Genomic DNA, 23,471 nt, shown 5'->3' with positions numbered 1-23,471 from the left:
GTCGCCGTGGCGGCCGCGCTGCGCGCCGACCTGGACACGGCCGTGGCCGCCGCGCTGGCCGAGGCCCGCTCCGCCCGCGCCGACGCCGACCAGGCACACCGCGAGAAGACCGAGGCCGACACCCGCGCCGAGCTGGCCGAGCGCCGCACCCGAGACGCCCGCGAACGCCAGGAGGCCGCTGAGCAGGCCGCCCGCCGCGTCCGGCAGGAGGCCGACCGCCAGATCGCCGACGCCAAGACCGACGCCCGCGCCGCCTGGGCCCAGGCCGCCGAGCACGAACGCGCCCGCGGCGCCGCCGAGCAGGCCCGCGACACCGCCGAGCAGGCCCGCGAGGACGCCCTGCGCGAGCGTGACCAGGCCATGGCCGAGCGCGAGGCGAAGATCGCCGAGCTGGAGGAGACCCGCCGCGAGCTCGACCGGCTGCGCGCCGCCGCCGCCGAGCACGCCCGCCAGGCCGCGACCCTGCGGGCCGAGCTCGCCGACGCCGTCGCTGCCCGCGAACGCGCCGAGCGCGACAGCCGCCAGGCCCAGGCCCGGGCCGAGACCGCCGAGGGCCACGCCGAGATCGCCCGGCAGCAGGCGACCGACGCGCGCCTGGCTCTGGCCGTCGCCCAGGGTGAGGCCGCCACCGCGGCGCGGCTGCAGGAGCGCGCCGAGGACGAGCTGCGCCAGGTCGGCGCCGAGCGCGACCTTCAGCGCGAGCGCGCTGTGGCCGCCGAGCAGCAGGCCCGCGCCGCCCAGGCCGAACGCGAGCGCGACGCCGGACAGGTCCGGGACCTGCGTGACAGGCTGGCCGCCGCGCAGGCCGCCGCCGGGCTGGTGCTGCCCGAGCTGGCCGACCTCGGCGGCGACCTCGGCGACGGGGCGCGCGGCGTGTTGCTGCCCGAGGTCGGCATCGCCGTCGCCCGGCAGCCGGACGGCCTCGTGGTGCTGCACCACCAGGACCGGCAGATCCGGCTGGGCGACGGCCGGCACGTTCGCGCCCTGGCGGCTGGCCTGCTCGCCGCCTCCTCACGTACATGACATGGAAGGAGAGGGGGCCAACCTCCACGACCGCGAGGGCGGAACACCTCCGTTGCCGCTTACCTGGCTACTCTGTCCGGCACCGGGCAACGCAACACCCAGCGCGCCTGCCGCTCCCTGTGCCCCCGGTCCGGTGGCATCCCCGTACGGACATCGCCACTTGGCGGCTACTTTCCGTTATGGTTAGAACGCTCACAGCGACGCAAGCGGGCACCTTCGCCGACGCCCTCTCCCCTCGCGAAGATCGGACGACAAGGACCACACCATCGCGGCGCCTCCGGCGACCAGCGGGCGCCCCACCCCAGGGAGTGCGTATGAAGCACAGGTTCGTGACAGCTGCAGGCGCCACGCTGCTCGGGATCTCCGGGCTGCTCGTGGCAGGACCCCCGGCGGACGCGGCGGCGTCCGCGCCCCGCTCGCTCTCGGTGTACGAGCACGACGACTTCAAGGGCCGCTCGGCATACCTCACGGGCAACGACGCCAACTTCATCAACAACTACTGGTCCGGCACCGGGGCGAGCATCAACGACAACATCAGCTCGTTCAGGAACCAGGGCGACCAGCGCGCGGTGATGTACTCCGACGCCAACTACTCCGGCGCCGCCTACTCCGCGCTCGCCCACTCCGAGGACAGCGACCTCACCCACAACAGCCACAACCCCTCCAACTTCGACAACGTCGCCAGCTCCGTCCGTTTCGTGATCTAGCAAGCCGCAGGGCGGCGGCCCGCAGCGCTACGAGGAAGCACACCATGCCGAATCTCTTTCCTCCGGCCGCTCGCCGCCGCCCCGCCTGGCCGCCCCGCGCGGGGCGGCTCGCGGCCGCGGCTGGCCTCGTCCTCCTGACCGGGTGCGCGCGCCCGCCGAAGGCGCCCGTACCGGAACCGCCCCCCGTGAGCGCCGAGGCCCGCAGCCTCACCGTCCCCTTCGACGCCTTCACCCTGTCCCGGCTCGACATCCAGACGATCGAGTACGCCGAGGACCTGCTCACCCGCGCCTGCATGCGGGCCGCCGGCTTCGACTGGGAGATGCTACCGCCGCCCGCCTCCACCGACAGTGACCCCATGCACCGGCGACGCTACGGCGTGATCGAACCCGAGGTCGCCGAGCGGTACGGCTACCACCTGCCACCCCTGGCCCCCGACCAGCGGGCCCGCGAACAGGTGTGGCGACGACGCGAGGCCCTGCCCCTCGCCCGCAGGCGCACCGCGTACGGGCCGGACGGTCAGGGCGGCTGCCGGCGCACCGCTCGCCTGCGGGTGGCCGAGGGCGTACCGGCGCTCGATCAGCAGCAGTTGAACAGCTACATCGGCAGCACGTTCACAGCCTCCCAGCGGATGCCCGCCGTCATGGCGGCGTTCGAGGCGTGGAGCAGGTGCATGAGCGGCAAGGGGTTCACCTACGACACGCCCCTGGCCGCCGCCGGCGATCCGGCCTGGATGAAATCCGACCTGACCTCGCCACGAGAGATCGCCGTCGCCGTGGCCGACGTCGAGTGCAAACAGACGACCGGCCTGGTCGCCGTCTGGTCCGCCGCCGACAAGGCCGTACAGCTCGACGCCATCGCCGCCCACCGCGGAGACTTCGACCGCTTCCGCGACGCCCGCGACGCCGAACTACGCGCCGCCCGCCGCATCATCGGCAACGGCTGACACCCTTTCGGTCAGAACGCGAGGCCGCACCAACACACGTCTATGAACACAAGACGTGATCGGACAGATACTTATTGTGTCAGATCGTTATAGTCTCCGGCCATCACCCCCAAAGCGCCGCGCATCTGCCGGCATGCCGCGTGCTGCCCGGAGCGTGCCCACCAGGGGCATGACCAAGGAGACCCTGTGCAGTTCAAAAGCTTCTGGTCCTTCCGATCGCCCTGCTCACGACAGCGTGCGTGACCACGGCCGCCACGGCGAGCACCTCATCCGCACCCGCCGCGGCGACCCTGGCCGACGCGCTGGACTGCAGCGACGACCACCGCCGCCGTTTCAACCGCAAGCGGGTCGCGGCCGCGCCCCCCGCCCGCGACAGCGGAGAGATCCGGCTGGAACAGGCCGGCGCCGTGCTCGGGCCGCTGGCCGACCAGCTGGCCGCCGCGGCGGCCGGACTGCGCGCCGATCTGGACCAGGCCGTCGCCGACACGCTGGCCCAGGCCCGCTCCGCCCGTGCCGACGCCGACCAGGCCCGCCGCGAGAAAACCGAGGCCGACACCCGCACCGAGCTGGCCGAACGCCGCGCCCAGGCCGCGCGCGAGGCCCAGCAGGCCGCCGAGCAGGCCGCCCGCCGCGTCCGGCAGCAAGCACCACCTGATCACCGAGGCCACCGGCATCCCGCTCGCGGTCATCTTGACCGGCGCCAACCGCAACGATGTCACCCAGTTGCGCCCGCTTCTGGACGCGATCCCGAAGGTGCGCGGCAAGCGTGGCCGCCCTCGCCAGCGTCCCGATGTGGTACTCGCCGACCGCGGCTACGACCATGACAAGTACCGCCGCCTGGTGCGCGAGCTGCAGATCCGTCCGTTGATCGCCCGCCGCGGCACCGAACACGGCTCCGGCCTGGGCAAACAACGCTGGGTCGCGGAACAGACCTTCGCCCTGCTGCACGCCTTCCGCCGCCTGCGCATCCGCTGGGAGATCCGCGCCGACATTCACGAAACCGTCCTCGAACTGGCCTGCGCACTCATCTGCTGGCGACGCCTCACTTCATTGCGTTAGGCGCTCTAAGCGGTTCGGCGATGCTCAGCACACCGTGACGGTGAACGACGACTCGGCGCAACTGGTTGGGTCGTACTCGAATCTCAGCTGGGCCCAGGTTCCGCTGGAAGTCACCCTGAAGGCAGGCTGGAACATCCTCCGGTTCCAGCACCGCTCCTGGCGGGCCGAACTGAATGACGTCGAAGTCGCCTGAGTCGGTCAGGATGCCGCGGGCGGCAGGATCGCCTCCACCAGCGACCGGGCCCGGCGGGCGGGCCCGCCGGCGCCGAGGGCTTGGACCGAGGCGTACACGCCTTCCATGATCAGGGTCAGGTGGTCGGCCAGGGCGGCGGGGTCGCCGACCTGGCTGACCTCCGCCAGCTCCTTCACGAGTTCGACGATGCGCTCGTGAGCCCACCTCTTCAGGCCGGTGGCGTGCTGGTGACAGGCGACCTCCGGATCGGGGAACTCGGTCAAGGTCATGAGGAAGGGACAGCCTCGGCTGTGACCCGGTCGGGTCTGGACGACGAGTTCGTCGAACAGCGCCAGGATGCGATCGCGGGGGCTGCGGCCGTCGGCCAGGGTCGCCTGGGCGAACCATTCCCGGTAGGCGCGCTCGCTGCGCTCCACGTAGGCGGCGACCAGATCGTCCTTCGAGGGGAACAGACGGTAGAGCGTGATGGGGGCGATCTCCGCCTTGGCGGCGATCTTGTCCACGCCCACTCGGTGAATGCCGTTCCAGTAGAACAGGTCGTGCGCGACCTCGAGCACGTGTTCCCGGGTCTCTGCCGATGAGCGTCGTCTGCGGACCTTCGAGCTGGCCATATGAGCAGCCTATCTGTGGAGGAGACGTCCCTTGATGTGCCGGTTGCCCCTGTTCTCAGGGATCTGTATGGTTTGTTAGGAAACGACCCCTAACATTAACAGGACTTCTCCATGACAGGACTGACAGGCAAGACGGCCCTGGTGACAGGGGCATCGCGAGGCATCGGGCGTGCGATCGCCGAGCGCCTCGGCGCCGAGGGCGCCCTCGTCGCGGTGCATTACGGCAGCAACGACAGCGCCGCGCGGGACGTCGTGGCGACCATCCGATCGAACGGCGGCCAGGCCTTCCCCGTACGCGCGGAACTCGGTGTGGACGGGGACGTGGACACCCTGTTCGCCGGCCTCGAAACCGGCCTCGACGGGCGGCCCCTCGACATCCTGGTGAACAACGCCGCCATCCAGGACTACGACGCCACCATCGAGGCGGCCACCGAGAAGCAGTACGAACACGTCTTCGCGGTCAACGTGCGAGCGCCGCTGTTCATCACCCAGCGTGCGCTCACCCTCATGCCCAACGGCGGCCGCATCATCAACGTGTCCTCGGGCGTGACGTGGTTCGCGATCCCGGAGGTTGTCTACTCCATGAGCAAGGGAGCGCTGAACGTTCTCACCCGATCGCTCGCCCACACCCAGGGCGCACGCGGCATCACCGTCAACACCGTGTCCCCCGGCGTCACCGAGACCGACATGAACGCGTGGCTGAGCGACGGCGAGGCCGCACAGGCGATTGCCGGCCTAGCCGCGCTGGGCCGCGTCGGGAAGCCCGCCGACATCGGTGACGTGGTGGTCTTCTTCGCCTCGGACGACGCGCGCTGGGTGACCGGTCAGGTCCTCGAGGTCAACGGCGGCCTCTTCCTGGGACCTCGCGTCGAACGATGACCGTCCCGAACCAGGCCCGTCGAGCTCCGGCGTCGACGTCCAGAAGGCTTGCATGAGCGTCGCTACGACGCACCGTACCCATCAGCGGACGGGCCCTGCCCTGGCCGCCTTGTTCTCGGGGTCGTTCATCATGGGGATGGCCGAGCTGCTGGTCGTCGGCGTCCTGCACCTGATCGCCACAAATCTGGACGTGCCCCTCAGCAGCACCGGCGTTCTCGTGACCTGACCAGCTACGCGTTCGGGCTGGCGATGGGCGGTCCGGTACTGACAGTGCCGACCATGCGCGTGAGCCGCCGCCGACTTCTTTGGGGTCGATGGCGGTCTACGGGGGTCAACCCACATAAGCCCAAAACCCACATTGAGTGGATCTTGAAGGGTTCTTTCAGCCGCTGACCTGTCGGTTACGCGGCGGGCGTATCTGAGATGTGAGCTTCCCCTCATAGCGTGGAGACCGCACCAGGAGAGGTTTGGTCGTGGCTGGAACCACGAGGTGGCACTTTGATCCGGAGTTCCGGGCTGGGGCGGTGCGTATCGTGAAGGAGACCGGCAAGCCCGTCGCGCGCATCGCGCGAGACCGGGGCATCAACGAGTACACGCTGGACAACTGGGTGCAGATGGACCGGCACGTAGCAGGGGTCGGGCGGGACGGCAACGGAGGCGGCAAGCTGAAGGAGTCTGAGCAGGAGGAGCTGGCGCGGCTGCGGCGGGAGAAGGCTGAGCTGGTCAAGCAGCACGCCAAGGACAGGGCCGCCTGGGAGCAGGAGCGCGCGGAGCTGGAGGACGAGCGTGATGTCCTCAAACGATCCGTGGTCCTATGGGTCAAGGACTCGCTGAACCGATGACCGTGGTGGAGTTCATCGAGTCCCAGAGGACCGAGTTCGGTGTCCCCCACACGATCTGCTTCCGTGCGCTGGGAGTATCGTCCTCGTGGTTCTACAAGTAGAGGAACCGCAGGCCAACGGCTCGCCAGGAGCGGCGCGCCCGTCTGGATGAGGAGATCAAGCGGCACTTCGCCGCTTCCGGTGGCACCTACGGGTCGCCCCGCATCACCCAGGACCTGCGGGCCGGGGGCTGGCAGCTGCCGGAGAACACCGTGGCCAGGCGGATGGCCGAGCTCGGCCTGGCCGGCCGCAGGCCGAAGAGACCGCGTTCGCTGACCCGGCAGGGCAAGCGGCCGGCCGCGCCGGATATGGTCCGCCGGAAGTTCGACGCGGTCGCGCCGGACGTGTGGTGCGGCGATGTGACGCAGATCGACACCGATGAGGGCAAGCTGTACCTGGCCACGGTCGAGGGCCTGTTCTCCCGCCGGCTGCTCGGCTACGCCATGTCCGAACACCATGACGCGGCGCTGACCTGCCTCGCTGCAGATGGCTGTGGTCACGCGGGGTGGTGATGTGGACGGGGTGATCTTCCACTCCGATCGCGGCTCGGAATATACGGCTGCCCGCTACCAGGCCGAATGCCGCAAGCACGGAGCGGTGCAGTCGATGGGCCGGGTTGGGTGCGCGCTCGGCAACGCCGCCTCGGAGGCGTTCGACAGCATCCTGAAGGTCGAGTTCGTGCACCGTCACCGCTTCCGTACTCGCGCGGAGGCCCGGCTGAAGATCGCGACCTGGATCGCGGACTTCTACACCATCAACCGCAGGCGCGGTGCCCATGACGGGCTGCCACCTGTCACATTCGAGCGTCAGATGATCGAGAAGCGGCAAGCATCAACGGTCCTGCTGAGGACCGCTGTGGCAGAGAACCGTCTCCACACTTTGAGGGGATTGACACCCCAAAGGTAGTGGGGCTCCCGCTGTGTGTTGAAGGCCGTCCAACTGTCGAAGGATGACGCGTCCGCGAGATTCTCCTGTGTCGGCGCCGCGGGTCGCGCGGTGCGCGGCCGCGGCCCGCGCGAGACCGGGAACGGTGGCCGGCCCCGGGGAGAGGCCACCCAGGGCCGCGGCCGAGGTCAGCAGCCGACGTCGGTTGATGCCCTGCTCCTGATGCCCTGCTCCGGCATGACTCCCTTTCCTGCCAGACGTGATGCTGCCGACAGATCACACAGCGCATGATCGCCGACGGCGTCCCACAACCGCCACAGAGCCGGTACATTGCCGGGACTCCCCCGGACTCCGGGCGCCCGGCACGCGAAACCCCTCGCCACACGGAGGCGATTCCCGCGCACCTCCGGGCCGGCAAAGATAGGCGGCTCCACAAAAGAACCATAAATTCGCCATAGGCTTGCCACATAAATCCGGGCCGTCTCCGGAATATTCGACGACCGTTCCCGCTCGCGGCCATGGCCTCGCAGCAGATCCGAACATCCCAATGCCTACCGGCCCGACGCCGGCTCATGCGTGCTCGCAAGGAGATGTTTTTCCAGAACATTAGAAGCATGAGCCGATTTGAGAACCAGCAGGTCACAGCGCACAGCAGCAGATATAATTGAAACTTGATTCATTATCTAAAACCCACTACATGTCCGATATGTCCCCGCATACGACTCCATATGAAGATTGACGCTGCCGAGACGTGCGACGTAATCTGCGGAGCATTCCAAGCGATCTTGGTGAGCGTTTCGCAGGGAACGCTCCGGTCATTAGCCAATGGGGGAACGCACCGTGGTTTTTCGTGCTGTCATAAATCGCGCGGACAGCAGCGAGCGGGTCAGATGAGATGGCCGACCGTGGCCATCACCGGCGGCGCCGGATTCCTCGGATCTCACCTCAGCGAGCGGTTCCGAGCCGAGGGCTCCATGGTTTACTGCGTTGACAACTTCCTGACCGGAGAGGTGTCCAACGTTGAGCACCTGATGGCCGACGACCACTTCCGGCTGATCCGGACGGACGTGTCCCAGCACCTGGTTCTCCCGGACGCCGTGGACGCCGTGCTGCACTTCGCCTCGCCCGCCTCACCCGCGGACTACCTGCGGTTACCCATCGACACGCTCCGGGTCGGATCCAGCGGCACCTTCAACGCCCTGGAACTGGCCAAGGAGAAGGGCGCCCGGTTCGTGCTCGCCTCCACCTCGGAGACGTACGGCGACCCGCTGGTCCACCCGCAGCCGGAGACGTACTGGGGGAACGTAAACCCGGTGGGCCCGCGCGGCGTCTACGACGAGGCCAAGCGCTTCGCCGAGGCCATGACCATGGCCTTCAGGAGGGCCTGCGGCGTCGACACCGCGATCCTGCGCATCTTCAACACCTTCGGTCCGAGGATGCGGCCGTTCGACGGGCGTGCGATCCCCACGTTCATCAGGCAGGCATTGCTCGGCGAGCCGATCACGGTGTCCGGCACCGGCTCGCAGACCCGGTCGATCTGCTACGTGGACGACCTGGTCGAGGGCATCTTCCGGGTGCTCAACTCCGATCTCGGCGGCCCGATCAACCTGGGCAACCCGCACGAGATCTCTATGCTCACGCTGGCCGAGTGGATCAAGGAGCTGACCGGCTCCACGTCGGAGATCGTGTTCATGCCGCAGCCCGAGGACGACCCCAAGATCCGCCGTCCCGACATCACGCTCGCCAAGACCCACCTGGGCTGGATACCCAAGACGTCCATCGAGGACGGCCTGCGGCGCACCATCGCCTGGTTCCGAGAGCATCCGCAGCTTTGGACGGCGGATGACCTGGCACGCACCGGCGCCTAGGACAAAAAGCGCATGAGCACAACTGCCGGGGTCGGCTATGCCGACCTGTTCAGACAGGACCGCTCCCACCCGCACTGGGCTCACGACTACGCCCAGCGCCTGATCGAGCGGCACGGGCCGGAGCGGCGCGTAGTGATCCAGACCAGTATGTCGCCCAGCGGCTGGTTCCACGTCGGCAACTTCCGCGACACCGCCTGCGCGTACCTGGTCCACCGGGCGCTGCGGCGCCTGGGTCAGGACTCGCTGATCCTGCTCAGCTTCGACGACTACGACCCCATCCGGCCCGCCCAGGGCGCCCGCGATCCCGAGCTGACCGGGTACGGCGGGCGTCCGCTGGGCGCCGCCACCGAGCGCAGCACACGGATTTGCCGCCGCTACATCGCCGAACTGAAGCGCATGGGCATCTGCCCGCCGGAGGCGGACGCGGACGGGCGCGTCCCGGCGGAGTTCGGCTGGCAGACCCACTACCAGCACGAACGTTACCTGGCCGGCACCTACGTGCCGCTCCAGCGCCGCTATCTGCGCGGTGCGGGCAAGCTCGGCAGGCTCCTCGGGCAGGTGCCCGAGCACCTGTTCAGCGTCTACTGCGAGCAGTGCGGCCGGGGCGGCACGCGTACGCTCAGGCTCGGCCGTGACCGGGTGCGCTACGCCTGCGACTCTTGCGGCACCCTGACCACCACCCGGCGCGTCGAGCTCGTCAAGCCCGCATGGGCGCTCGACTGGACGCTGCGGGTCACGCACGAGCGCATCGACTGCGAGCCCGCGGGGCAGGATCACTGCAGCGCGGGCAGCACAATGGACCGCACCCGGGCGATCTACCGCGAATACCTGCGCGCGTACCAGCCGGTGATCGTGCCGTACGGCCTGGTCCGCCAGTCCACGGACACCGGCAAGGTGTCGGGGTCGCGCGGCGGCGGGCTGACGCTCACGGATCTTCTGCGGGTCATGCCGCCGCGGTTGATCCTCTTCCTGTACGGCAGGCCCAACTGCCTGTCCGACTTCCGGATCAGCCTGGACTTCGCCCCGTTCGTCGCCGCCTACGCCGCCTACGACCGTTTCCTGGCCCAGGTGCGGGCGGGCGAGCGCCGGGCCACGGCGCTGCACGGGCTCATCGCCAGTGAGGACGCCGACACCGGCCCGCAGCCGGGGATGCGGCACGTGCTGGGGCTGCTCCAGTCGCACTGCTACGACGTGGACCGCGTCATTGCGCTGCTGGGGCCGGCCGCCGCCGAACGGGTGCGACACGCCCGCGCCTGGCTGGCCGCGCACGGCCGCTGCTGGATCGACCGGACGGTCCAGGAGGTGCCCGGCGACCTGCCGGGCGGTGGCGACCTGTCGGCGCGATGGACGCGGGCGTGGTACCGGACCCTCTACCTGACCCTGTTCGGCACCGAGTCGGGGCCGCCGCTACGGCGGCTGACGGAGCTCTTCGGACGGGACGCGCTTGCCGCCGCCGTACGCGTCCACGCCGAGCGCGGCGAGCGTCCCCTGCGTGAACGAGTGCTGTCCCAGCTCAGGCCGGGTGATGGCGATGCGGGTTGAGATCGTCGATCCGATGACGCAGCCGGTGCCCACGGACTGGGAGGTCTTCCGCAAGCAGGAGGGCCTGATCGCGGCCTGGGACGCGGACGCGCTTACCGCGGTGGCCTGGTGCTCCACCCGGCCGATCCGGCTGGGCATCGTCCGCGACGGTGGCCGGGTGGCCGCCGTGTTCAGCGGCGAGGTGGTCGGGCTGCCGCCGCGCGGCGGCAGGTACACCGAGCCGGGCGCACTGCCGCCGCTCGGATGGTTCAACTGCCGCATGCTCATCGGCTTCACCAGCGGATTCGTCTTCGCCGCCGAGCTGCCGGAGGGTGACAGGGCCGCCGTGCTGGCCGCCTTCGAGAAGTCGCTGCGGCGCCGGCTGGGTCGCCATTGCCTGGGCATCGTCTACCGCCAGGTGACCGATGACATGGTGCCGGTGGTGGCGCGCCGCCACCGGCCCCACATCAGGACCACGCCCAACACACAGCTGCGTAACCGCTGGCCCGACATGGAGGACTACTTCGCGGACCTGCCGCGCGATCGGCGTCGCCGGCTGCGCCGGATCCACGAGGAGGCCGCCGATGGCACGCGCGTGCTGGCCGGCGCGGGAGAGATCGACCCGGTGCAGGCCGCCGCGCTGGCCCAGGCCACCCTGCGCAAGCACGGGAGCTCCGAGGCGCCCTTGCCCGTGCGCTACTTCCAGTTGCTCGGTGGCGCGGAGGGCGTGCGGTACTTCGGCCATCTGGCCGGGGACCGGCTGCTCTCCTTCGACTTGGCCTTCGACGACGGGAAGCGGCTGGTCACCACGGTGACCGGCGCGCTGGAGGTTCGCGACGGGGGCCGCCGCAACCTCTACTTCGACCTGTACTTACGCGAGATCGACTACATGATCGGGCACGGCCGCGAGGGTTGCGAGTTCGGCAAGGGGATGGCCGAGCTCAAGCAACGGTTCGGGTGCGAGCTGATTCCCCAGACGGCCGTGCCGGCCGCCTGGTGACCGTCCGCTATTGCGAAAGGCGAACACCATGGAGTTCCCACCCGCGCTCGACGCGCACTTGAAGGCGATCGAGGCCCGCGACCTGGAGGGGTACCTGGCGACGGTGCACCAGGATGTCACGCTGGTCCTGCCCAACGGCAAGCTGCTGCGGGGGGCGGAGGAGATCGCCGCCTACCACCGGGCCTGGTTCTCCGACCACGACTGGTCGCTGAGGGCCGAAACCGTGCGGGTGGAGACGGCCGGGGACGCCGCCTTCGCGCTGCTGTCGGTCGTGTACGACGACCTGGACCCGGACGGCAAGCCGTACCAGAAGCTCTACTACCTGACCTTGTACTTCGTCCGGAGCGACGAGCGGTGGCTGCTCGTCCACGACCAGAACACCTTCCGCTGACGTGGTCGGGCGGAGATTCTCCCAGGGGGGATGGGAGCGGAGCTACCGGGCCGCGGTGGCGCGGGCGTTCGGCACCGTGCCGTACTACCGCGAGATGTGGGCCGAGGCGGGTGCGCGGCGCGAGGAGCCGGCGCCCACCCCTGCGACACGGCTGGAGACGCTGCTGGGCAGGCTGTGCCCACTGGAGGCGCCCTACGAGCGGCGACGCGAGGAGCCCGCCTGGATCGGCGAGTCGGCCGAACTGTTGGAGGCGCTGCGGCTGACCGGCGAGTACCGCGGCGAGCGGCCCCTGTTCGAGGTGCGCCGGGCGCTGCTCGACTGGGGGCGGCTCGGCAGCGCGCGCTACCACGTCCTGCTGAGCGTGGACGCCGAGGTCGCCGGCCCCGAGGTGCGCGAGGCCGGGTTGCGGGCCTTCCGCGCGGCCCGCGAGCCCGCCGTCCTGGGAGACCCCGGCCAGCTCGCCGAGCTGCCCGAGCACCCGGGCCGGGTCCGCCGGCTCGTGCGCGTCCCCCTGAACGGCCGGGACGCGCACGACCGGGACGCGCACGACCGGGACGCGCACGACCGGGACGCGCACGACCGGGACGCGCACGACCGGGACGCGCACGACCGGGACGCGCACGGCCGGGACGCGCACGGCCATGTGCTGCACGACCGGCTCCTCGGCTATCTCGGCGGCCGCCGTCGGGACTGCCGGCGGATCCACCTGAACTGGCGGCGCGTCCACGTCCGCCGGACCCCGGCGGGAATGCTGTTCACGCTGCTGCGCCGACGCCGGCCGACCCTGGTGGGGATCAGCGTGCCCGGCACGGAGGACCTGGCCGTGGACCTGTGCCGGGAGCACGGCACGCCCGTGCTGACCCGCCCTGGGGCGGTGTCGTGATCGGAGCGCGACCCGGGCTGCCCGCGCGCCACCTATGTGCGGGATCTGCTGGCCAGCGGGCTACGCCTGGCCGGCAGGATCGCGTATCTCCGGGTCAGCCCGTTCCGGCGCCACCCGTTCGAGCGCCTCGGAGTGCTGCGGAACTTCCACATCCGCCTCACCCGGCTGCGCGGCCGGGCCATGCCACTCGCCCGTTACCGGCTCGGCGACCTGGTGCACATCAGCCCCGGCGACTGCCGTTGCGGGCGGGCCGCCACGCCCATCGTGCGCGAGGTGCTGGGCCGCGGTCAGGACCGCATCGCCGGGAACGGCGGCCGCCGCCACCGGGGGGACTTCCTCACGTACGTCGCGCAGGTGTCGCGCCGCAGGTCACCCGGCCTTGAGGTCACCGTGCGAACGGCCACCCGGATCACCCCAGAAGCCAACGGAAAGATCAAGATCGTGAAAGCGCTCGAAGATCGCGCGCTTTCCGATGATTCCGCAACTGAGAAAGGTTCCGTGTCACATGTCTTTGAAGAAGACGATCGACCAGCGCATCGCCGAACACCTGAAGGCCACGTACTCCGATGATCACGCAGTACGCAAGCTCTCGCAGCACTTCCGCCGCGAGGGCTACGTGAAGCTGCCCGGCCTGGTTCCGCAGTCGTTGTTCGCGGAGACCAGCGCGGAGGTTCACCGCCTGCTCGACATGCACGAGAAGCGGATCGACATCCACCTGGCCGAGACCGGCAACTCCCCCCGTTACATGAGCACGATCAGCCAGCAGGCGATCGCCAAGGACAGCGAGCTGATCCCGGCGATCTACGAGTCGGAGGCCCTCATGGGCTTCCTGGGCCGGCTGGCGGCGCAGCCGGTCGTCCAGTGCCCCTGGGACGAGGAGAAGTACATCGCTATCCGCCAGCACAAGCAGGGCGACACGCACGGCTGGCACTGGGGCGACTTCAGCTTCACCGTGATCTGGATCATCGAGGCCCCGGAGGCCAAGTACGGCGGCCAGCTACAGACCGTCCCGCACACCGACTGGAACAAGCAGGACCCCCGCGTCGAGGAGTACCTCCAGGAGCATCCGATCAGGACCTGGGGTCATGTCACCGGCGACCTTTACTTCCTGCGCTCCGACACTACCTTGCACCGCACGATCCCCCTCAACGCGGACAAGACACGCATCATCCTCAACACCTGCTGGGCCAGTGAGGCGGACACCAAGAAGGAAGCCACCCACGAGACCATGCACGCGATGTTCGACTGACACATGATGGACCTCATCTGTTCGACAAGGGCGCATGCGGGTGTCAAGGACGCCCGCATGCCGCCCCCCGGCATCACCGCGATGATCCCGTGCTACAACGAGATCGACTGTGTCGAGCGCGCCTACCAGGAGATCCAGGCGGAGCTCGGCAAGTACGACGACGCCGAGCTGCTGTTCATCGATGACGGCAGCACCGACGGCACCCTGGAGGCGATCAAGGGCTTCGCCGCCGTCGATCCCCGGGTGAAGTACCTCTCCTTCGCCAGGAACTTCGGCCTGGAGGCGGCCTTCTCCGCGGGGTTCACATACGCCTCCAAGTCCTGGACCGTGCAGTTCGACGCTGACCTGCAGTCGCCCCCGCACGAGATGCACCGGCTCGTGGCCAAGGCGCTCGAGGGCTACGACGTGGTCTTCGCCGTGCGCGAGAACCGCCAGGACCCCTGGCACCGCAAACTCGGCACCTGGGCGCACCAGACGATCGCCCGGAGCTGGCTCGGCATCGAGCTGCCGCAGGGCGCGTCGGTCTTCCGCGTCGTCAGGACCAGCGTGGCGCGCAAGGTGGTGGGCAGCCGGCTGTCCACGCCGTACTTCATCGCCACCGCGCCACTGATCGGCGCCCGCTACACCACGCTGCCCACCGAGCATCACCCGCGGGTGGACGGCGTCGGTAAGTGGAACCTGCGCAAGCTCTTCCCGCACGCCATCGAGCTGTTCGTCGGATTCTCGTTCCGCCCGCTGGCCTGGCTCATCGGCCTGGCCGCCGCCGCGGTGGCCGGGGACGCCGCGATCGTCGTGCTAGCGCTGGCCGGGTGGCTCGGACAGCTCGCCGTCGTCCTGACCGCCCTGGTCACGTCCCTGGTCACGCTCATGCTGCTTGCCGTGATCGCCCGCTACCTCATCCGGGTGATGCGCGTGCAGGCGATCGGCGTGCCGCGTTACCAGATCCGGGAGGCCAATATCCCGATCCGCGCGGACGAGGCCCTGTACGGACACGAAACCCCCTACGTCGCCGCCGGAGTCCGGGAGAACGCCAGTTGAGAAACCTCATCGTGCTCGGTGGAGGCGAGGACCAGATCCCCGCCTACCGGGAGGGGCGCCGGCTGGGCTATCGGGTGATCGGCGTGGACCAGCGGCCCGACGCGCTCGGGGCAGCCGAGGCCGACGAGTTCCTCTGCATGACCAGCAGGGACCCGGAGGGAATCGCCGCCGCCCTGGGCCCCATCGACGTCGCAGCCGTCATCTCCCCGGCCAGCGACGCCGCACAGGAGTCGGTGGCCGAGCTGAGCCGCATCTATCGCACTCCGCACCGCACCGCGCCCGACGCGCTGCGGTGCACGGTGGACAAGGGCTTCTTCCGGGAGGTGGTCGACCGGCTGGGGCTGCCCGCGTACCGCTACACGCAGGCCGACGACGTCGAGGAGCTGACCAGGGCGGCGGCGGTCCTGGGCTACCCGCTGATCGTCAAGCCGGCCGACTCGTCGGGCAGCAAGGGCATCACCGTGCTCAATGGGCCGGCCGACCTGTCGGGGGCCATCGAGTACGCCCGCGAGAACTCCTTCTCCAGGCAGGTGATCCTGGAGGAGCTGATCGTAGGCCGCCACGGCGCGGTGGAGTCGTTCTTCGCCGACGGGCGGCTGGCGTTCATGGCCGTCACCGACCGCGTTGTCACCGGCCCGCCCGCGATGATCAGCCTGGCCCACGTGGTACCCGCCGACCTGGACCCGTCCGTGTACGCGCGGATAGCCGAGGCAGTCACCGCCATCTGCGCCGAGGTCGGGCACCGGCAGGGCCCGGTGAACTTCGACTTCGTGCTGAAGCCCAGCGGCGACCTCTGCTTCATCGAGATGGGCGCCAGGCTGGGCGGCAACGGGATGCCGCTGATGGTACGGCACGCCTTCGGGCTGAACACGGTCGAGGCGGCCATCCGGCTGGCGCTCGGCGAGCCGCTGGCCATGGACGTCACCGCCATGCGCACCGCCGCGCTGCGCATCCTGACCGCCGAGACCGACGGCGTGCTCACCGCCGTCAAGGGCCTCGACGAACTGCGGAGCATGCCCGAGGTGGTGGACGTCCAGGTGTTCAAGGCACCGGGCGACCACGTACGCGCTTACACGCAGGCCGGGCACAAGCTCGGCTACCTGGTCATGGTCGCCGGCACGCGGGAACAGCTGGAAGACGCGCTCGACCGGGTCCTGAGCACCTTCCGATTCGAGATCGAACCTGATGTGAAAGGCTCCGAATGTTCCCCCGCAAGCCGCTCGGCTTCCTGATTTTCACGGCGCTGGCGGTCGCCGCCGCAGCGTTCGTCTGGTTTGGTCTCCCCCACGACCGGGAGGTGAAGTCGCTGGGCATCTTCCTGGTGAAGCTGCTGCCCTTCATCTTCGCCACCGAGGCCGTGGCCAGGCTTGACGTAGAGTGGGCCAGGCGCTACAGACTGGCACTACTGCTGGTGCCGCCCGCGTTCCTGCTGTACTTCCTGTACTTCGTACCGAAGATCTTCTTCTTCGGAGGGGTGGCGTCCGGCACCGCCGAAGCATTCCATGGCCTGTACTACCACGTCCTGACAGTGACCCCGTTCCTCATCCTGGCGACGGTGCTGGCCTTCCGGCTGGGCGGCGGCACGGCCGCGCTGGTGCGCAGGCTGTCGTACGGGATGCTGCTGCTGATGCTGTCCGGCCTGGAGGACCTCGCCTTCCTCACGGTCAACGACCACACCGACCCGGCCTACGCCACCATCCCCGAGGTGTGGGACTGGGCCTCGCACATGACCGTGTTCCTCGGGCACCCGCCCACCAAGGTCGAGGCGTACGTCTTCATCCTGGTGCACGTGGTGCTGGGGCTGGCGGTGTTCTTCAGCCCGCAGCGCTGGTGGGACGTGCTCAAGGTGCGGGTCGTGCGGACGCGGACGGAGAGCGTGTAGCCATGCTCGCACGCGAGGCGGCGTACGTGCCGCTCACCATCGCGCGCCAGTATGGCGGCGTGGCCGGGCTGCGCCGCCGCCAGCTTCGCGAGGTCAACCGGCTGCTGGACCTGGCCAGGACCCGAGTGCCGTACTACCGCGACGATCCGCGTTACGCGCGCGGGCCGTTGCGCGACCTGGCGGAGCTGGCCGAGCTCCCGGTCCTGGACAAGCAGGTGCTGCGCGAGCAGCCGCTGGAGCGCATGCTGGCCGACGGCGTGGATCCCGAGAAGTGCCTGTCGTTTCAGACCAGCGGCAGCACCGGGCGGCGGGTCAGAATTCTGCACGACCAGGACAGCCACGACTACCACATGGCCGCCTGCGTCCGCAGGTTCCTGGCGACCGGCCGCTACCTGCCCACCGACCGGCTCAGCCACATCCGGCCGTTCGCGCCACCCGCCCGCGTGTTCGAACGGTTCGGACTGTTCCGGCGGCATGTGATCCTCTCGCACCGGCCCATGGCGGAGATCAAGGCGGAGCTGCTGGCCAACCGGCCCAAGGTGCTGATCGGTTACCCGGTCCACCTGCGGGCTCTGCTGCGAGCGCTGACCCCTCAGGAGCTGACGCGGCTACGGCGCACGCTGCGGATCGTGATGACCGAGTCGGAGTTGCTGCTGCCTGAGCATCGGGCCATGCTCGCCACGCAGTTCGGGGCACCGGTCTTCGACGAGTACTCGGCGTTCGAGGTGCTCAACGTGACCTACGACTGCCGCCACAGCCGGGCTCACCTCGGCGAGGACCGCGTCTACTGCGAGATCGTGGACGACCGCGGCCAGCCGGTGCCCGACGGCGAGGAGGGCCAGGTCGTGGTCACCTCGTTCCTGGAGCGGGCGATGCCGCTGCTGCGCTACGGCCTGGGAGACCTCGGCCGCGTCGAGCCGGGCCGTTGCCCCTGCGGGCGGCGCTTCCGCACCCTGCGGCTGACCGCTGGACGCAGCAACGACTACGTCACACTGCCCTCCGGGGAACGGCTCTACCCGGACGCGTTCCTGCACCTGGCCGCCACCCATCCGGGCATCAGCGAGTGCTTCGTCCACCAGCAGGCCGACGGCCTGGTACGCCTCCACGTCGTGCCGAGCGACGAGGCGGCCGGCGAGCAGGTGTTCGCGGCCGCCCGCGCGAAGCTGTTCACGCTGGCCGGCCGGGAGTTCCCGCTGGAGGTCGTGCGGGCGGAGTCCGTACGGATCACCCAGGGCGGCAAGGGCAGGTTCATCACCTCCGACTTCGTCGCGCCCACCGCATGAAACGTCCCGCGGCGGCCACGGTCAAGCGGCTGGCGGCGCTCGTCGGCGGGCGGGCGGCCTTCCGCGGGACGCTGCTGCTGGCCAACCTGGCTCTGCTGGCCGCCTGGGGCCAGCCGGGGTACGCGGCGTACGCGCAGGCCATGGGCGGCGCGGCCGTCCTGTCCTCGATCGCCTCCACGGGCATCGAGAAGTGCGCGCTCAAGCTGATCCCCCGGCTACGTCACACCGTGCCCTTGCTGGTCGGCATCTTCGTGGTACTCGTCGGGGTGCTGCTCGCGGTGGCGCTCGCCGTTCTCGGCGGCATGCTGGCGCTCGGGCGCAGCGGCCCGTGGCCGCTGGTCGCGCTCGCCGGGCTCAGCAACATCTGCTTAGGGCTCAACCAGGTGCTCCTCGGCCTGACCAGGGCCATCGGCAAGCCGGGCCGCGACGTGGCCAACCACCTCGTTCTGTCGTCGGCGCTGGGCTGCTGGACGGGCGTGGCACTGCTGCTCGGGATGACACCGGTGACGTTCCTGGCGTTGTACGCCGGCACGCTGGCCGCCCTCGACCTAGCGCTGCTGCTCGGACTGCGGCCCGACTTCCGCGGGTTGCGGCGCCGCACGCTCGCCAGGGCCGCCATCGGCACGTCGCTGCGCATGGCCGTGCCCGACCTGGCCGGCGGGCTGACGACGAGCCTGATGTTCCTGGCGTTGTCCGTGGCGGGCGCACAGGCGGAGAGCACCGGACTCTACATGGCGGCCACAGCCTCGTCGATCCTGCTCAACGCCTTCTCCTACCTGCTGCGCATCCTGCAGCCCGAAGTGTCCCGGGCGCTGCACCATCGGGACCTGACCACGGCCTACGAGCGGCTGTCACGCTGGCTGCGGCTGCTGATGCTGACCGGCACGCCGTACGTGGCGGCCGCGCTCGCGCTGGCGCCGGCCGTGCTGCGGCCGTACGGCGATGTGGGGGTCGTGATCCTCTACGTCGCCTGCATCCCGGTCATCTTCGCCGTTGGAAGCGCCAACTACCTGATGGAGAACGCCACCCGCCAGGCACTGGACGCGACCGCCGCCGGGGCGGCCGTGTCGCTGGCGGTGATCGGCGCGCTGGCCTTCGTCGTCGTGCCCTGGGCGGGCGCGCTCGGCGCGGTCGCCCTGATCGCGTTCGGTGAGCTGATCCACGCCGGGGCGATCCTGCGCTGGCTGCGGCCGCGATCCTCCCGTCACCTCATGGGGGTGTGAAAGATGGGTACCCAGAGTCCACCTGAGAGAACCGAATCGAGTGAGGAAACCGATCCGCTCGCGGAGACCGAGCAGCGGCTGCTGCCCTCGCCCGCGCGCGGCCTGATCCTTGCCCTCGCGCTGACCGCTGCCGCCGTGGCGCTGGCCCTGGCCGTCTTCGGCGACGGCGCGGGCGGTCCAGGGCAGGCGGCGGCACCCGCGGGCGCGGAGCAGGTCACGGTGGCCGAGTTCGCGCTGCGGCTGTTCGTCGCGGTGGGAATGATCAGCGGGCTGTCCTCGCTCGGCGGCATGCTGGCCCGTCGGCTTGGACAACCCACCGTGGTGGGCCAGATGGTGGCCGGGCTCCTGCTCGGCCCCTCGGCCCTGGGCGCCCTGGCGCCCGGAACGATGGAACTGATCGCGCCGGCCTGGATCGCGCCCAACCTGAACCTCATCGCCCAGGCCGCCCTAGCGATCTTCATGTTCACCGTGGGCAGGGAGTTCGACCCGCAGGTGCTCGGCCGCCAGCGCAGCGTCATCGGGGCGGCCAGCGTGGCCATGATGGCGGTGCCGTTCGCGCTCGGCGCCGTCGCGGCGATCCCGTTCGTCGCCACGATGGCCGGGCCGTCGGGCGGCACCACCGCGTACATGCTGTTCATCGGCACCGCGCTCAGCGTCACCGCCTTCCCGGTGCTCGCCAGGATCGTGCAGGAGTCGGGGCTGTCCGGCACCAGGCTGGGGTCGCTGGCCATGGTGTGCGCGGGCGTGGCGGACGTCATGGCCTGGTGCGCGCTGGCCGTGGTGCTGGCGGTCACGCAGGCGCGCAGCCCGGCCGGGGTGCTGACCGCGGTCGCGCTGACCTGCGGGCTCGTCCTGGTCCTGTTGCTCGTCGTACGTCCCGCGTTGCGTGCCCTCGCCGCCCGCTACGCCGGGACCGGACTGCCCACGCCCGCCGGTCTGGCCCTCGTCCTCGGGCTGATCTTCGCACTGGCCGCGGCCACGGACGCCATCGGCGTTCACGCCATCTTCGGGGCCTTCCTGGCCGGCATCGTGCTGCCACGCGACACCGCCGTGCTCGGTACCGTGCCGGAGCGCCTCGGTACGCTCAACCAGGCCATGCTGCTGCCGGTCTTCTTCGCCTCGATCGGGCTGCAGACCGACATCCGGCTGGCCCTCGGCCACCCGTCCGTGCTGGTCGGCGGGGCGGTGCTCCTCGTGGTCGCCATACTCGGCAAGCTGGGCACCGCCTACGTGGTCGCCCTGGCCGGAGGCATGCCCGGCCGGCCGGCCCTCGGCCTCGGCGTGCTCATGAACGCGCGCGGAGTTACCGAGATCGTCGTGCTCAGCACCGGCTTGAGCGCCGGCGTCATCAGCGGCGGAGCCTTCGCCATGCTCGTGGTGATGGCGCTGGTCACCACCGTCATGGCCGTGCCCGCGCTGCGCGTGCTCAAGCTCTTCAACCCCGCCGGGCCCGCCTACGGGCTCGCGGCCCACCACGCCGTCACCACCGATGGAAAGGACCGACTTTCATGACCTTCACCTCGCTTGTCACCGGGGGCGCCGGGTTCATCGGCTCTCACGTGGCGGCCCACCTGCTGCACGCCGGGCATCAAGTCGTGGTGCTCGACGACCTGTCGGGCGGATTCGCCGCCAACGTGCCCGTCGGTGCCGTCCTCCACGAGGGCAGCGTATGCGATCCGGCGACCGTGGACGAGCTGTTCCGCACCCACCAGTTCGACTACGTGTTCCACCTGGCCGCGTACGCCGCCGAAGGGCTCAGCCACTTCATCAAGCGCTACAACTACACCAACAACGTGATCGGGAGCGTGAACCTGATCAACGCCTCGGTCAACGCCGGGACCGTGCGCTGCTTCGTCTTCACCTCCTCCATCGCCGTCTACGGCCATGCCAGCCCGCCCATGACCGAAGACCTGACGCCGACGCCGGTGGATCCGTACGGGATCGCCAAGTACGCCGTCGAGCAGGAATTGAAGGTCAGCCATGAGATGTTCGGGCTGCCGTACATCATCTTCCGGCCGCACAACGTCTACGGCGAGCGGCAGAACATCGGCGACCGCTACCGCAACGTCATCGGGGTCTTCATGAACCAGATCCTGCGGGGCGAGGAGTGCACCGTCTTCGGCGACGGCGAGCAGACCAGGGCCTTCAGCCACATCGACGACGTGGCACTGCCGATCGCTCGATCGATCGACAACCCGCGCGCCTACGGGGAGGTGTTCAACATCGGCGGCGACCGGCCGTACAGCCTGAACGAGCTGGCGCGGGCGGTGGCGGAGGCGATGGACGCGCCGCTGCGGGTGCGGCACCTGGATGCTCGGCACGAGGTGATGCACGCTTTCTCCGCGCACGACAAGGCAAGGGAGATCCTGGAGGTGGAGCCGGACTCGGTGTCGCTGGCCGAGGGGCTCGCGCAGATGGCCGCCTGGGCGAAGAAGCATGGGCCGCAGGAGCCGTCGGCGTTCTCGGGGATCGAGGTCACCCGCAACATGCCGCCTTCCTGGCGGGTCGTGGTCCGGTGATCCCTGCGGCCGGCGCTGCCGTCCTCGCCTCTTTGCTGCGCGCCGGCCGCTGGTGAGGGGGGCGCGCAGGGCGGGAGCCGGGATCTTACTCGCCAGTATTGGCGCTACGCGTCGAACCGGCAGGTCAGCGTACCGACGTCGTGGTCATGAGTACTGTTCTCGGCTGAGCAGGTCCGCCGGTACGGAGCCTTCGTGGCGGATCCGACGCCGGAGGAGCTGGAGCGGTTCTTCTTTCTGGACGCGGCCGCGCTGGACACCACGCGTCAGAAGCGCCGGCGGCATAACTGGCTGGGCTGGGCGGTGCAGTGGGGGACGGTGCGGATGCTCGGCATGTTCCTGGAGGATCCGGTGGGCGTGCCGCGGGTCGTGGTCGAGTACCCGGCCGATCCCGGCGACCGGCCGCGCGCGCCACGGCGACAGGTGCGCCCATGCCGAGGACGTCGCCACGACCGTGAAAGCCCGAGGTCAGCGATTGGTGGTTGCAGCCGCTCAGCCCGCCGCCAGCCCGGTGCACAGTTGTGGCACGAGTAGGGCCAAGAGTAGGGCGAGGCCGGCCCATGTGCTGGTTACGGCTTGGAGCAGGCCGAATGTGAGGGGGCCCGCGGCCGCGATGACGAAGCCGATGGACTGCGCCATCGTGGACAGGGCAGCGGTGTCCCCGGTGGTCCGGGAGCGCAGGACGATGAGGGTAAGGGGCAGCGGGAAGGTGGGACCCTGGCCGAGCCCCATCAGGGTCGCCCACAGGTAGGGAGCCGCGGTGGGGGTGATGAGCAGCCCCAGAAGACCGGTGGCGGTGAGGGCGGTCAGGAGGACGATCCAGGGGCGTTGGCTCGGGCCTCTGGCCGCCAGGGTGGGCAGGACCAGGGAGACGGGGATGGCCACGAAACCGGTGACGGACAGCAGGAATCCGGCGGTGCCCTGGTCGATCCCCGCGTCGATGAAGATGGACGGCAGCCAGGCCAAGATCGTGTGATAGCTGAGCGCCTGGAGTCCGAACAGCCCGGTGACCTGCCAGGCGAGCCGGTCGTGCAGCAGCCGCCGCAGGTGGGCCAGGCTGGGCCCTGCCGAGCGATCAGCGAAGCGCGCGCCTGAACGTAGCTGCGGCGTCCAGACGATGAGGGCGACGAGCGCGGGAAGGCTCCAGATGGCCAGGGCGGTGGGCCAGCCACCCCCGATCGCGTCTCCGAGGGGAACGGTCACGGCGGCGGCGATGGCGGAGGAGGAGGAGGAGGAGGCCAGCGCGATGGTGTAGCGCAAGGGCCGAGCCGCCGAGCCACATCGCCGTGGCCGCCGCGATGGCGGCCAGTGCCCAGGCCAGGCTGCGTTCGATGCCCAGACGGTGGGCCAGCAGTGGTGCCACCGGGCCCGCCAGGCCGAAGAACAACGCGGGAAGAGTCGTCAGCGCTCCGGCGGCGGCTCCCGGCAGGTGGAG

General features: G+C 69.9%; 26 protein-coding genes and 2 pseudogenes. 25 read left to right on the top strand and 3 right to left on the bottom strand.

Annotated features, from left to right (window positions below; all coding sequences use genetic code 11):
* The 3 genes and pseudogenes from AB0H75_RS49665 to AB0H75_RS49655 all read left to right on the top strand — a co-directional run.
* Window positions 1–1,023, top strand: a pseudogene (locus AB0H75_RS49665) (hypothetical protein); the annotation flags it as partial.
* Between the two features lie 314 nt (window positions 1,024–1,337).
* Window positions 1,338–1,730, top strand: coding sequence for a peptidase inhibitor family I36 protein (locus AB0H75_RS49660; RefSeq protein ID WP_367808994.1), 393 nt, complete (start codon window positions 1,338–1,340; stop codon window positions 1,728–1,730).
* A 185-nt stretch (window positions 1,731–1,915) separates the two neighbouring features.
* On the top strand, window positions 1,916–2,674 hold the full coding sequence (locus tag AB0H75_RS49655; protein WP_367808992.1) for a hypothetical protein: 759 nt from the start codon (window positions 1,916–1,918) through the stop codon (window positions 2,672–2,674).
* A gap of 266 nt (window positions 2,675–2,940) precedes the next feature.
* Here AB0H75_RS49655 and AB0H75_RS49650 read toward each other — a convergent pair whose 3' ends face one another.
* Window positions 2,941–3,378, bottom strand: a complete 438-nt coding sequence (locus AB0H75_RS49650) for a hypothetical protein (RefSeq protein ID WP_367809000.1) — start codon at window positions 3,376–3,378, stop codon at window positions 2,941–2,943.
* On the opposite strand from AB0H75_RS49650, the pseudogene AB0H75_RS49645 reads away from it, so the two are divergent.
* Window positions 3,311–3,733 (top strand): annotated as a pseudogene (locus AB0H75_RS49645) (IS5 family transposase); the annotation flags it as partial. The gene AB0H75_RS49650 and the pseudogene AB0H75_RS49645 sit on opposite strands and share 68 nt — an antisense overlap.
* Before the next feature lie 40 nt (window positions 3,734–3,773).
* Window positions 3,774–3,926, top strand: a complete 153-nt coding sequence (locus tag AB0H75_RS49640; RefSeq protein ID WP_367808990.1) for a hypothetical protein — start codon at window positions 3,774–3,776, stop codon at window positions 3,924–3,926.
* A gap of 5 nt (window positions 3,927–3,931) precedes the next feature.
* On the opposite strand, the gene AB0H75_RS49635 is transcribed toward AB0H75_RS49640, so the two are convergent.
* Entirely contained in the window at window positions 3,932–4,483 is a 552-nt protein-coding gene (locus tag AB0H75_RS49635; protein WP_367808988.1) for a TetR/AcrR family transcriptional regulator, read from the bottom strand.
* 165 nt (window positions 4,484–4,648) lie between these two features.
* Between AB0H75_RS49635 and AB0H75_RS49630 the strand changes: the two genes are divergently transcribed.
* The 20 genes from AB0H75_RS49630 (at window position 4,649) to AB0H75_RS49535 (ending at window position 22,570) form a co-directional block, all read left to right on the top strand.
* A complete protein-coding gene (locus AB0H75_RS49630) occupies window positions 4,649–5,416 on the top strand; it encodes an SDR family NAD(P)-dependent oxidoreductase (RefSeq protein WP_367808986.1) in 768 nt (255 codons plus the stop codon).
* 52 nt (window positions 5,417–5,468) lie between these two features.
* Window positions 5,469–5,642 carry a hypothetical protein gene (locus AB0H75_RS49625; protein WP_367808984.1) on the top strand — a complete coding sequence of 58 codons (174 nt, stop codon included), beginning with the start codon at window positions 5,469–5,471 and terminating at the stop codon, window positions 5,640–5,642.
* A gap of 247 nt (window positions 5,643–5,889) precedes the next feature.
* Entirely contained in the window at window positions 5,890–6,258 is a 369-nt protein-coding gene (locus AB0H75_RS49620; RefSeq protein ID WP_367808982.1) for a transposase, read from the top strand.
* 143 nt (window positions 6,259–6,401) lie between these two features.
* A complete protein-coding gene (locus tag AB0H75_RS49615) occupies window positions 6,402–6,809 on the top strand; it encodes an IS3 family transposase (RefSeq protein WP_367808998.1) in 408 nt (135 codons plus the stop codon).
* A gap of 1 nt (window position 6,810) precedes the next feature.
* Window positions 6,811–7,203: a transposase gene (locus AB0H75_RS49610; RefSeq protein ID WP_367808980.1), complete on the top strand. Its 393-nt coding sequence runs from the start codon at window positions 6,811–6,813 to the stop codon at window positions 7,201–7,203.
* A gap of 869 nt (window positions 7,204–8,072) precedes the next feature.
* Window positions 8,073–9,050, top strand: coding sequence for a UDP-glucuronic acid decarboxylase family protein (locus tag AB0H75_RS49605; RefSeq protein ID WP_367808978.1), 978 nt, complete (start codon window positions 8,073–8,075; stop codon window positions 9,048–9,050).
* Window positions 9,051–9,062: 12 nt separating this feature from the next.
* A complete protein-coding gene (locus tag AB0H75_RS49600; RefSeq protein ID WP_367808976.1) occupies window positions 9,063–10,592 on the top strand; it encodes a hypothetical protein in 1,530 nt (509 codons plus the stop codon).
* Entirely contained in the window at window positions 10,582–11,571 is a 990-nt protein-coding gene (locus AB0H75_RS49595) for a hypothetical protein (RefSeq protein WP_367808974.1), read from the top strand. Before AB0H75_RS49600 ends, AB0H75_RS49595 begins: the two co-directional genes overlap by 11 nt.
* A 28-nt stretch (window positions 11,572–11,599) precedes the next feature.
* Window positions 11,600–11,962 (top strand): SgcJ/EcaC family oxidoreductase, encoded by a 363-nt coding sequence (locus tag AB0H75_RS49590; RefSeq protein WP_367808972.1) that lies wholly within the window; start codon window positions 11,600–11,602, stop codon window positions 11,960–11,962.
* Window position 11,963: 1 nt separating this feature from the next.
* Window positions 11,964–12,845 carry a hypothetical protein gene (locus AB0H75_RS49585; RefSeq protein WP_367808970.1) on the top strand — a complete coding sequence of 294 codons (882 nt, stop codon included), beginning with the start codon at window positions 11,964–11,966 and terminating at the stop codon, window positions 12,843–12,845.
* A gap of 36 nt (window positions 12,846–12,881) precedes the next feature.
* Entirely contained in the window at window positions 12,882–13,415 is a 534-nt protein-coding gene (locus AB0H75_RS49580; RefSeq protein WP_367808968.1) for a hypothetical protein, read from the top strand.
* Window positions 13,351–14,094 (top strand): hypothetical protein, encoded by a 744-nt coding sequence (locus tag AB0H75_RS49575; protein ID WP_367808966.1) that lies wholly within the window; start codon window positions 13,351–13,353, stop codon window positions 14,092–14,094. The genes AB0H75_RS49580 and AB0H75_RS49575 overlap by 65 nt, the downstream gene beginning before the upstream one ends.
* A 57-nt stretch (window positions 14,095–14,151) precedes the next feature.
* The gene (locus AB0H75_RS49570) at window positions 14,152–15,132 is read left to right on the top strand and encodes a glycosyltransferase family 2 protein (RefSeq protein WP_367808964.1); all 981 of its coding nucleotides are present in this window, start codon (window positions 14,152–14,154) and stop codon (window positions 15,130–15,132) included.
* A complete protein-coding gene (locus tag AB0H75_RS49565) occupies window positions 15,129–16,364 on the top strand; it encodes an ATP-grasp domain-containing protein (RefSeq protein ID WP_367808962.1) in 1,236 nt (411 codons plus the stop codon). Before AB0H75_RS49570 ends, AB0H75_RS49565 begins: the two co-directional genes overlap by 4 nt.
* Window positions 16,334–17,014, top strand: a complete 681-nt coding sequence (locus AB0H75_RS49560; RefSeq protein ID WP_367808960.1) for a hypothetical protein — start codon at window positions 16,334–16,336, stop codon at window positions 17,012–17,014. Before AB0H75_RS49565 ends, AB0H75_RS49560 begins: the two co-directional genes overlap by 31 nt.
* A gap of 2 nt (window positions 17,015–17,016) precedes the next feature.
* Complete coding sequence (locus AB0H75_RS49555) at window positions 17,017–18,297, top strand: phenylacetate--CoA ligase family protein (RefSeq protein WP_367808958.1); 1,281 nt, start codon at window positions 17,017–17,019, stop codon at window positions 18,295–18,297.
* Entirely contained in the window at window positions 18,294–19,520 is a 1,227-nt protein-coding gene (locus AB0H75_RS49550; RefSeq protein WP_367808956.1) for a hypothetical protein, read from the top strand. Before AB0H75_RS49555 ends, AB0H75_RS49550 begins: the two co-directional genes overlap by 4 nt.
* Before the next feature lie 3 nt (window positions 19,521–19,523).
* The gene (locus AB0H75_RS49545) at window positions 19,524–21,032 is read left to right on the top strand and encodes a cation:proton antiporter (protein ID WP_367808954.1); all 1,509 of its coding nucleotides are present in this window, start codon (window positions 19,524–19,526) and stop codon (window positions 21,030–21,032) included.
* Window positions 21,029–22,039, top strand: coding sequence for an NAD-dependent epimerase/dehydratase family protein (locus AB0H75_RS49540; protein ID WP_367808952.1), 1,011 nt, complete (start codon window positions 21,029–21,031; stop codon window positions 22,037–22,039). Before AB0H75_RS49545 ends, AB0H75_RS49540 begins: the two co-directional genes overlap by 4 nt.
* 153 nt (window positions 22,040–22,192) lie before the next feature.
* Window positions 22,193–22,570 (top strand): DUF4158 domain-containing protein, encoded by a 378-nt coding sequence (locus AB0H75_RS49535; protein WP_367808996.1) that lies wholly within the window; start codon window positions 22,193–22,195, stop codon window positions 22,568–22,570.
* Here the strand turns inward: AB0H75_RS49535 and AB0H75_RS49530 are convergent.
* Entirely contained in the window at window positions 22,529–23,296 is a 768-nt protein-coding gene (locus tag AB0H75_RS49530; RefSeq protein ID WP_367808950.1) for an MFS transporter, read from the bottom strand. The two genes, AB0H75_RS49535 and AB0H75_RS49530, sit on opposite strands and share 42 nt — an antisense overlap.
* Window positions 23,297–23,471: the final 175 nt, after the last annotated feature.

The organism is Nonomuraea sp. NPDC050783, from assembly GCF_040802095.1.
GTDB lineage: Bacteria > Actinomycetota > Actinomycetes > Streptosporangiales > Streptosporangiaceae > Nonomuraea.
The sequence above is the reverse complement of the archived record's forward strand: the minus strand, read 5'-3'. Positions and strand labels throughout refer to the sequence as shown.

What these genes read in the sequence shown, in the direction of transcription:
- AB0H75_RS49660 (WP_367808994.1), top strand. Translation starts at nt 1,338, where the DNA reads ATGAAGCACAGGTTCGTGACAGCTGCAGGCGCCACGCTGCTCGGGATC.
- AB0H75_RS49625 (WP_367808984.1), top strand. Translation starts at nt 5,469, where the DNA reads ATGAGCGTCGCTACGACGCACCGTACCCATCAGCGGACGGGCCCTGCC.
- AB0H75_RS49575 (WP_367808966.1), top strand. Translation starts at nt 13,351, where the DNA reads ATGTCTTTGAAGAAGACGATCGACCAGCGCATCGCCGAACACCTGAAG.
- AB0H75_RS49560 (WP_367808960.1), top strand. Translation starts at nt 16,334, where the DNA reads ATGTTCCCCCGCAAGCCGCTCGGCTTCCTGATTTTCACGGCGCTGGCG.
- AB0H75_RS49590 (WP_367808972.1), top strand. Translation starts at nt 11,600, where the DNA reads ATGGAGTTCCCACCCGCGCTCGACGCGCACTTGAAGGCGATCGAGGCC.
- AB0H75_RS49605 (WP_367808978.1), top strand. Translation starts at nt 8,073, where the DNA reads ATGAGATGGCCGACCGTGGCCATCACCGGCGGCGCCGGATTCCTCGGA.
- AB0H75_RS49540 (WP_367808952.1), top strand. Translation starts at nt 21,029, where the DNA reads ATGACCTTCACCTCGCTTGTCACCGGGGGCGCCGGGTTCATCGGCTCT.
- AB0H75_RS49545 (WP_367808954.1), top strand. Translation starts at nt 19,524, where the DNA reads ATGGGTACCCAGAGTCCACCTGAGAGAACCGAATCGAGTGAGGAAACC.
- AB0H75_RS49555 (WP_367808958.1), top strand. Translation starts at nt 17,017, where the DNA reads ATGCTCGCACGCGAGGCGGCGTACGTGCCGCTCACCATCGCGCGCCAG.
- AB0H75_RS49600 (WP_367808976.1), top strand. Translation starts at nt 9,063, where the DNA reads ATGAGCACAACTGCCGGGGTCGGCTATGCCGACCTGTTCAGACAGGAC.
- AB0H75_RS49630 (WP_367808986.1), top strand. Translation starts at nt 4,649, where the DNA reads ATGACAGGACTGACAGGCAAGACGGCCCTGGTGACAGGGGCATCGCGA.
- AB0H75_RS49570 (WP_367808964.1), top strand. Translation starts at nt 14,152, where the DNA reads ATGCCGCCCCCCGGCATCACCGCGATGATCCCGTGCTACAACGAGATC.
- AB0H75_RS49595 (WP_367808974.1), top strand. Translation starts at nt 10,582, where the DNA reads ATGCGGGTTGAGATCGTCGATCCGATGACGCAGCCGGTGCCCACGGAC.
- AB0H75_RS49550 (WP_367808956.1), top strand. Translation starts at nt 18,294, where the DNA reads ATGAAACGTCCCGCGGCGGCCACGGTCAAGCGGCTGGCGGCGCTCGTC.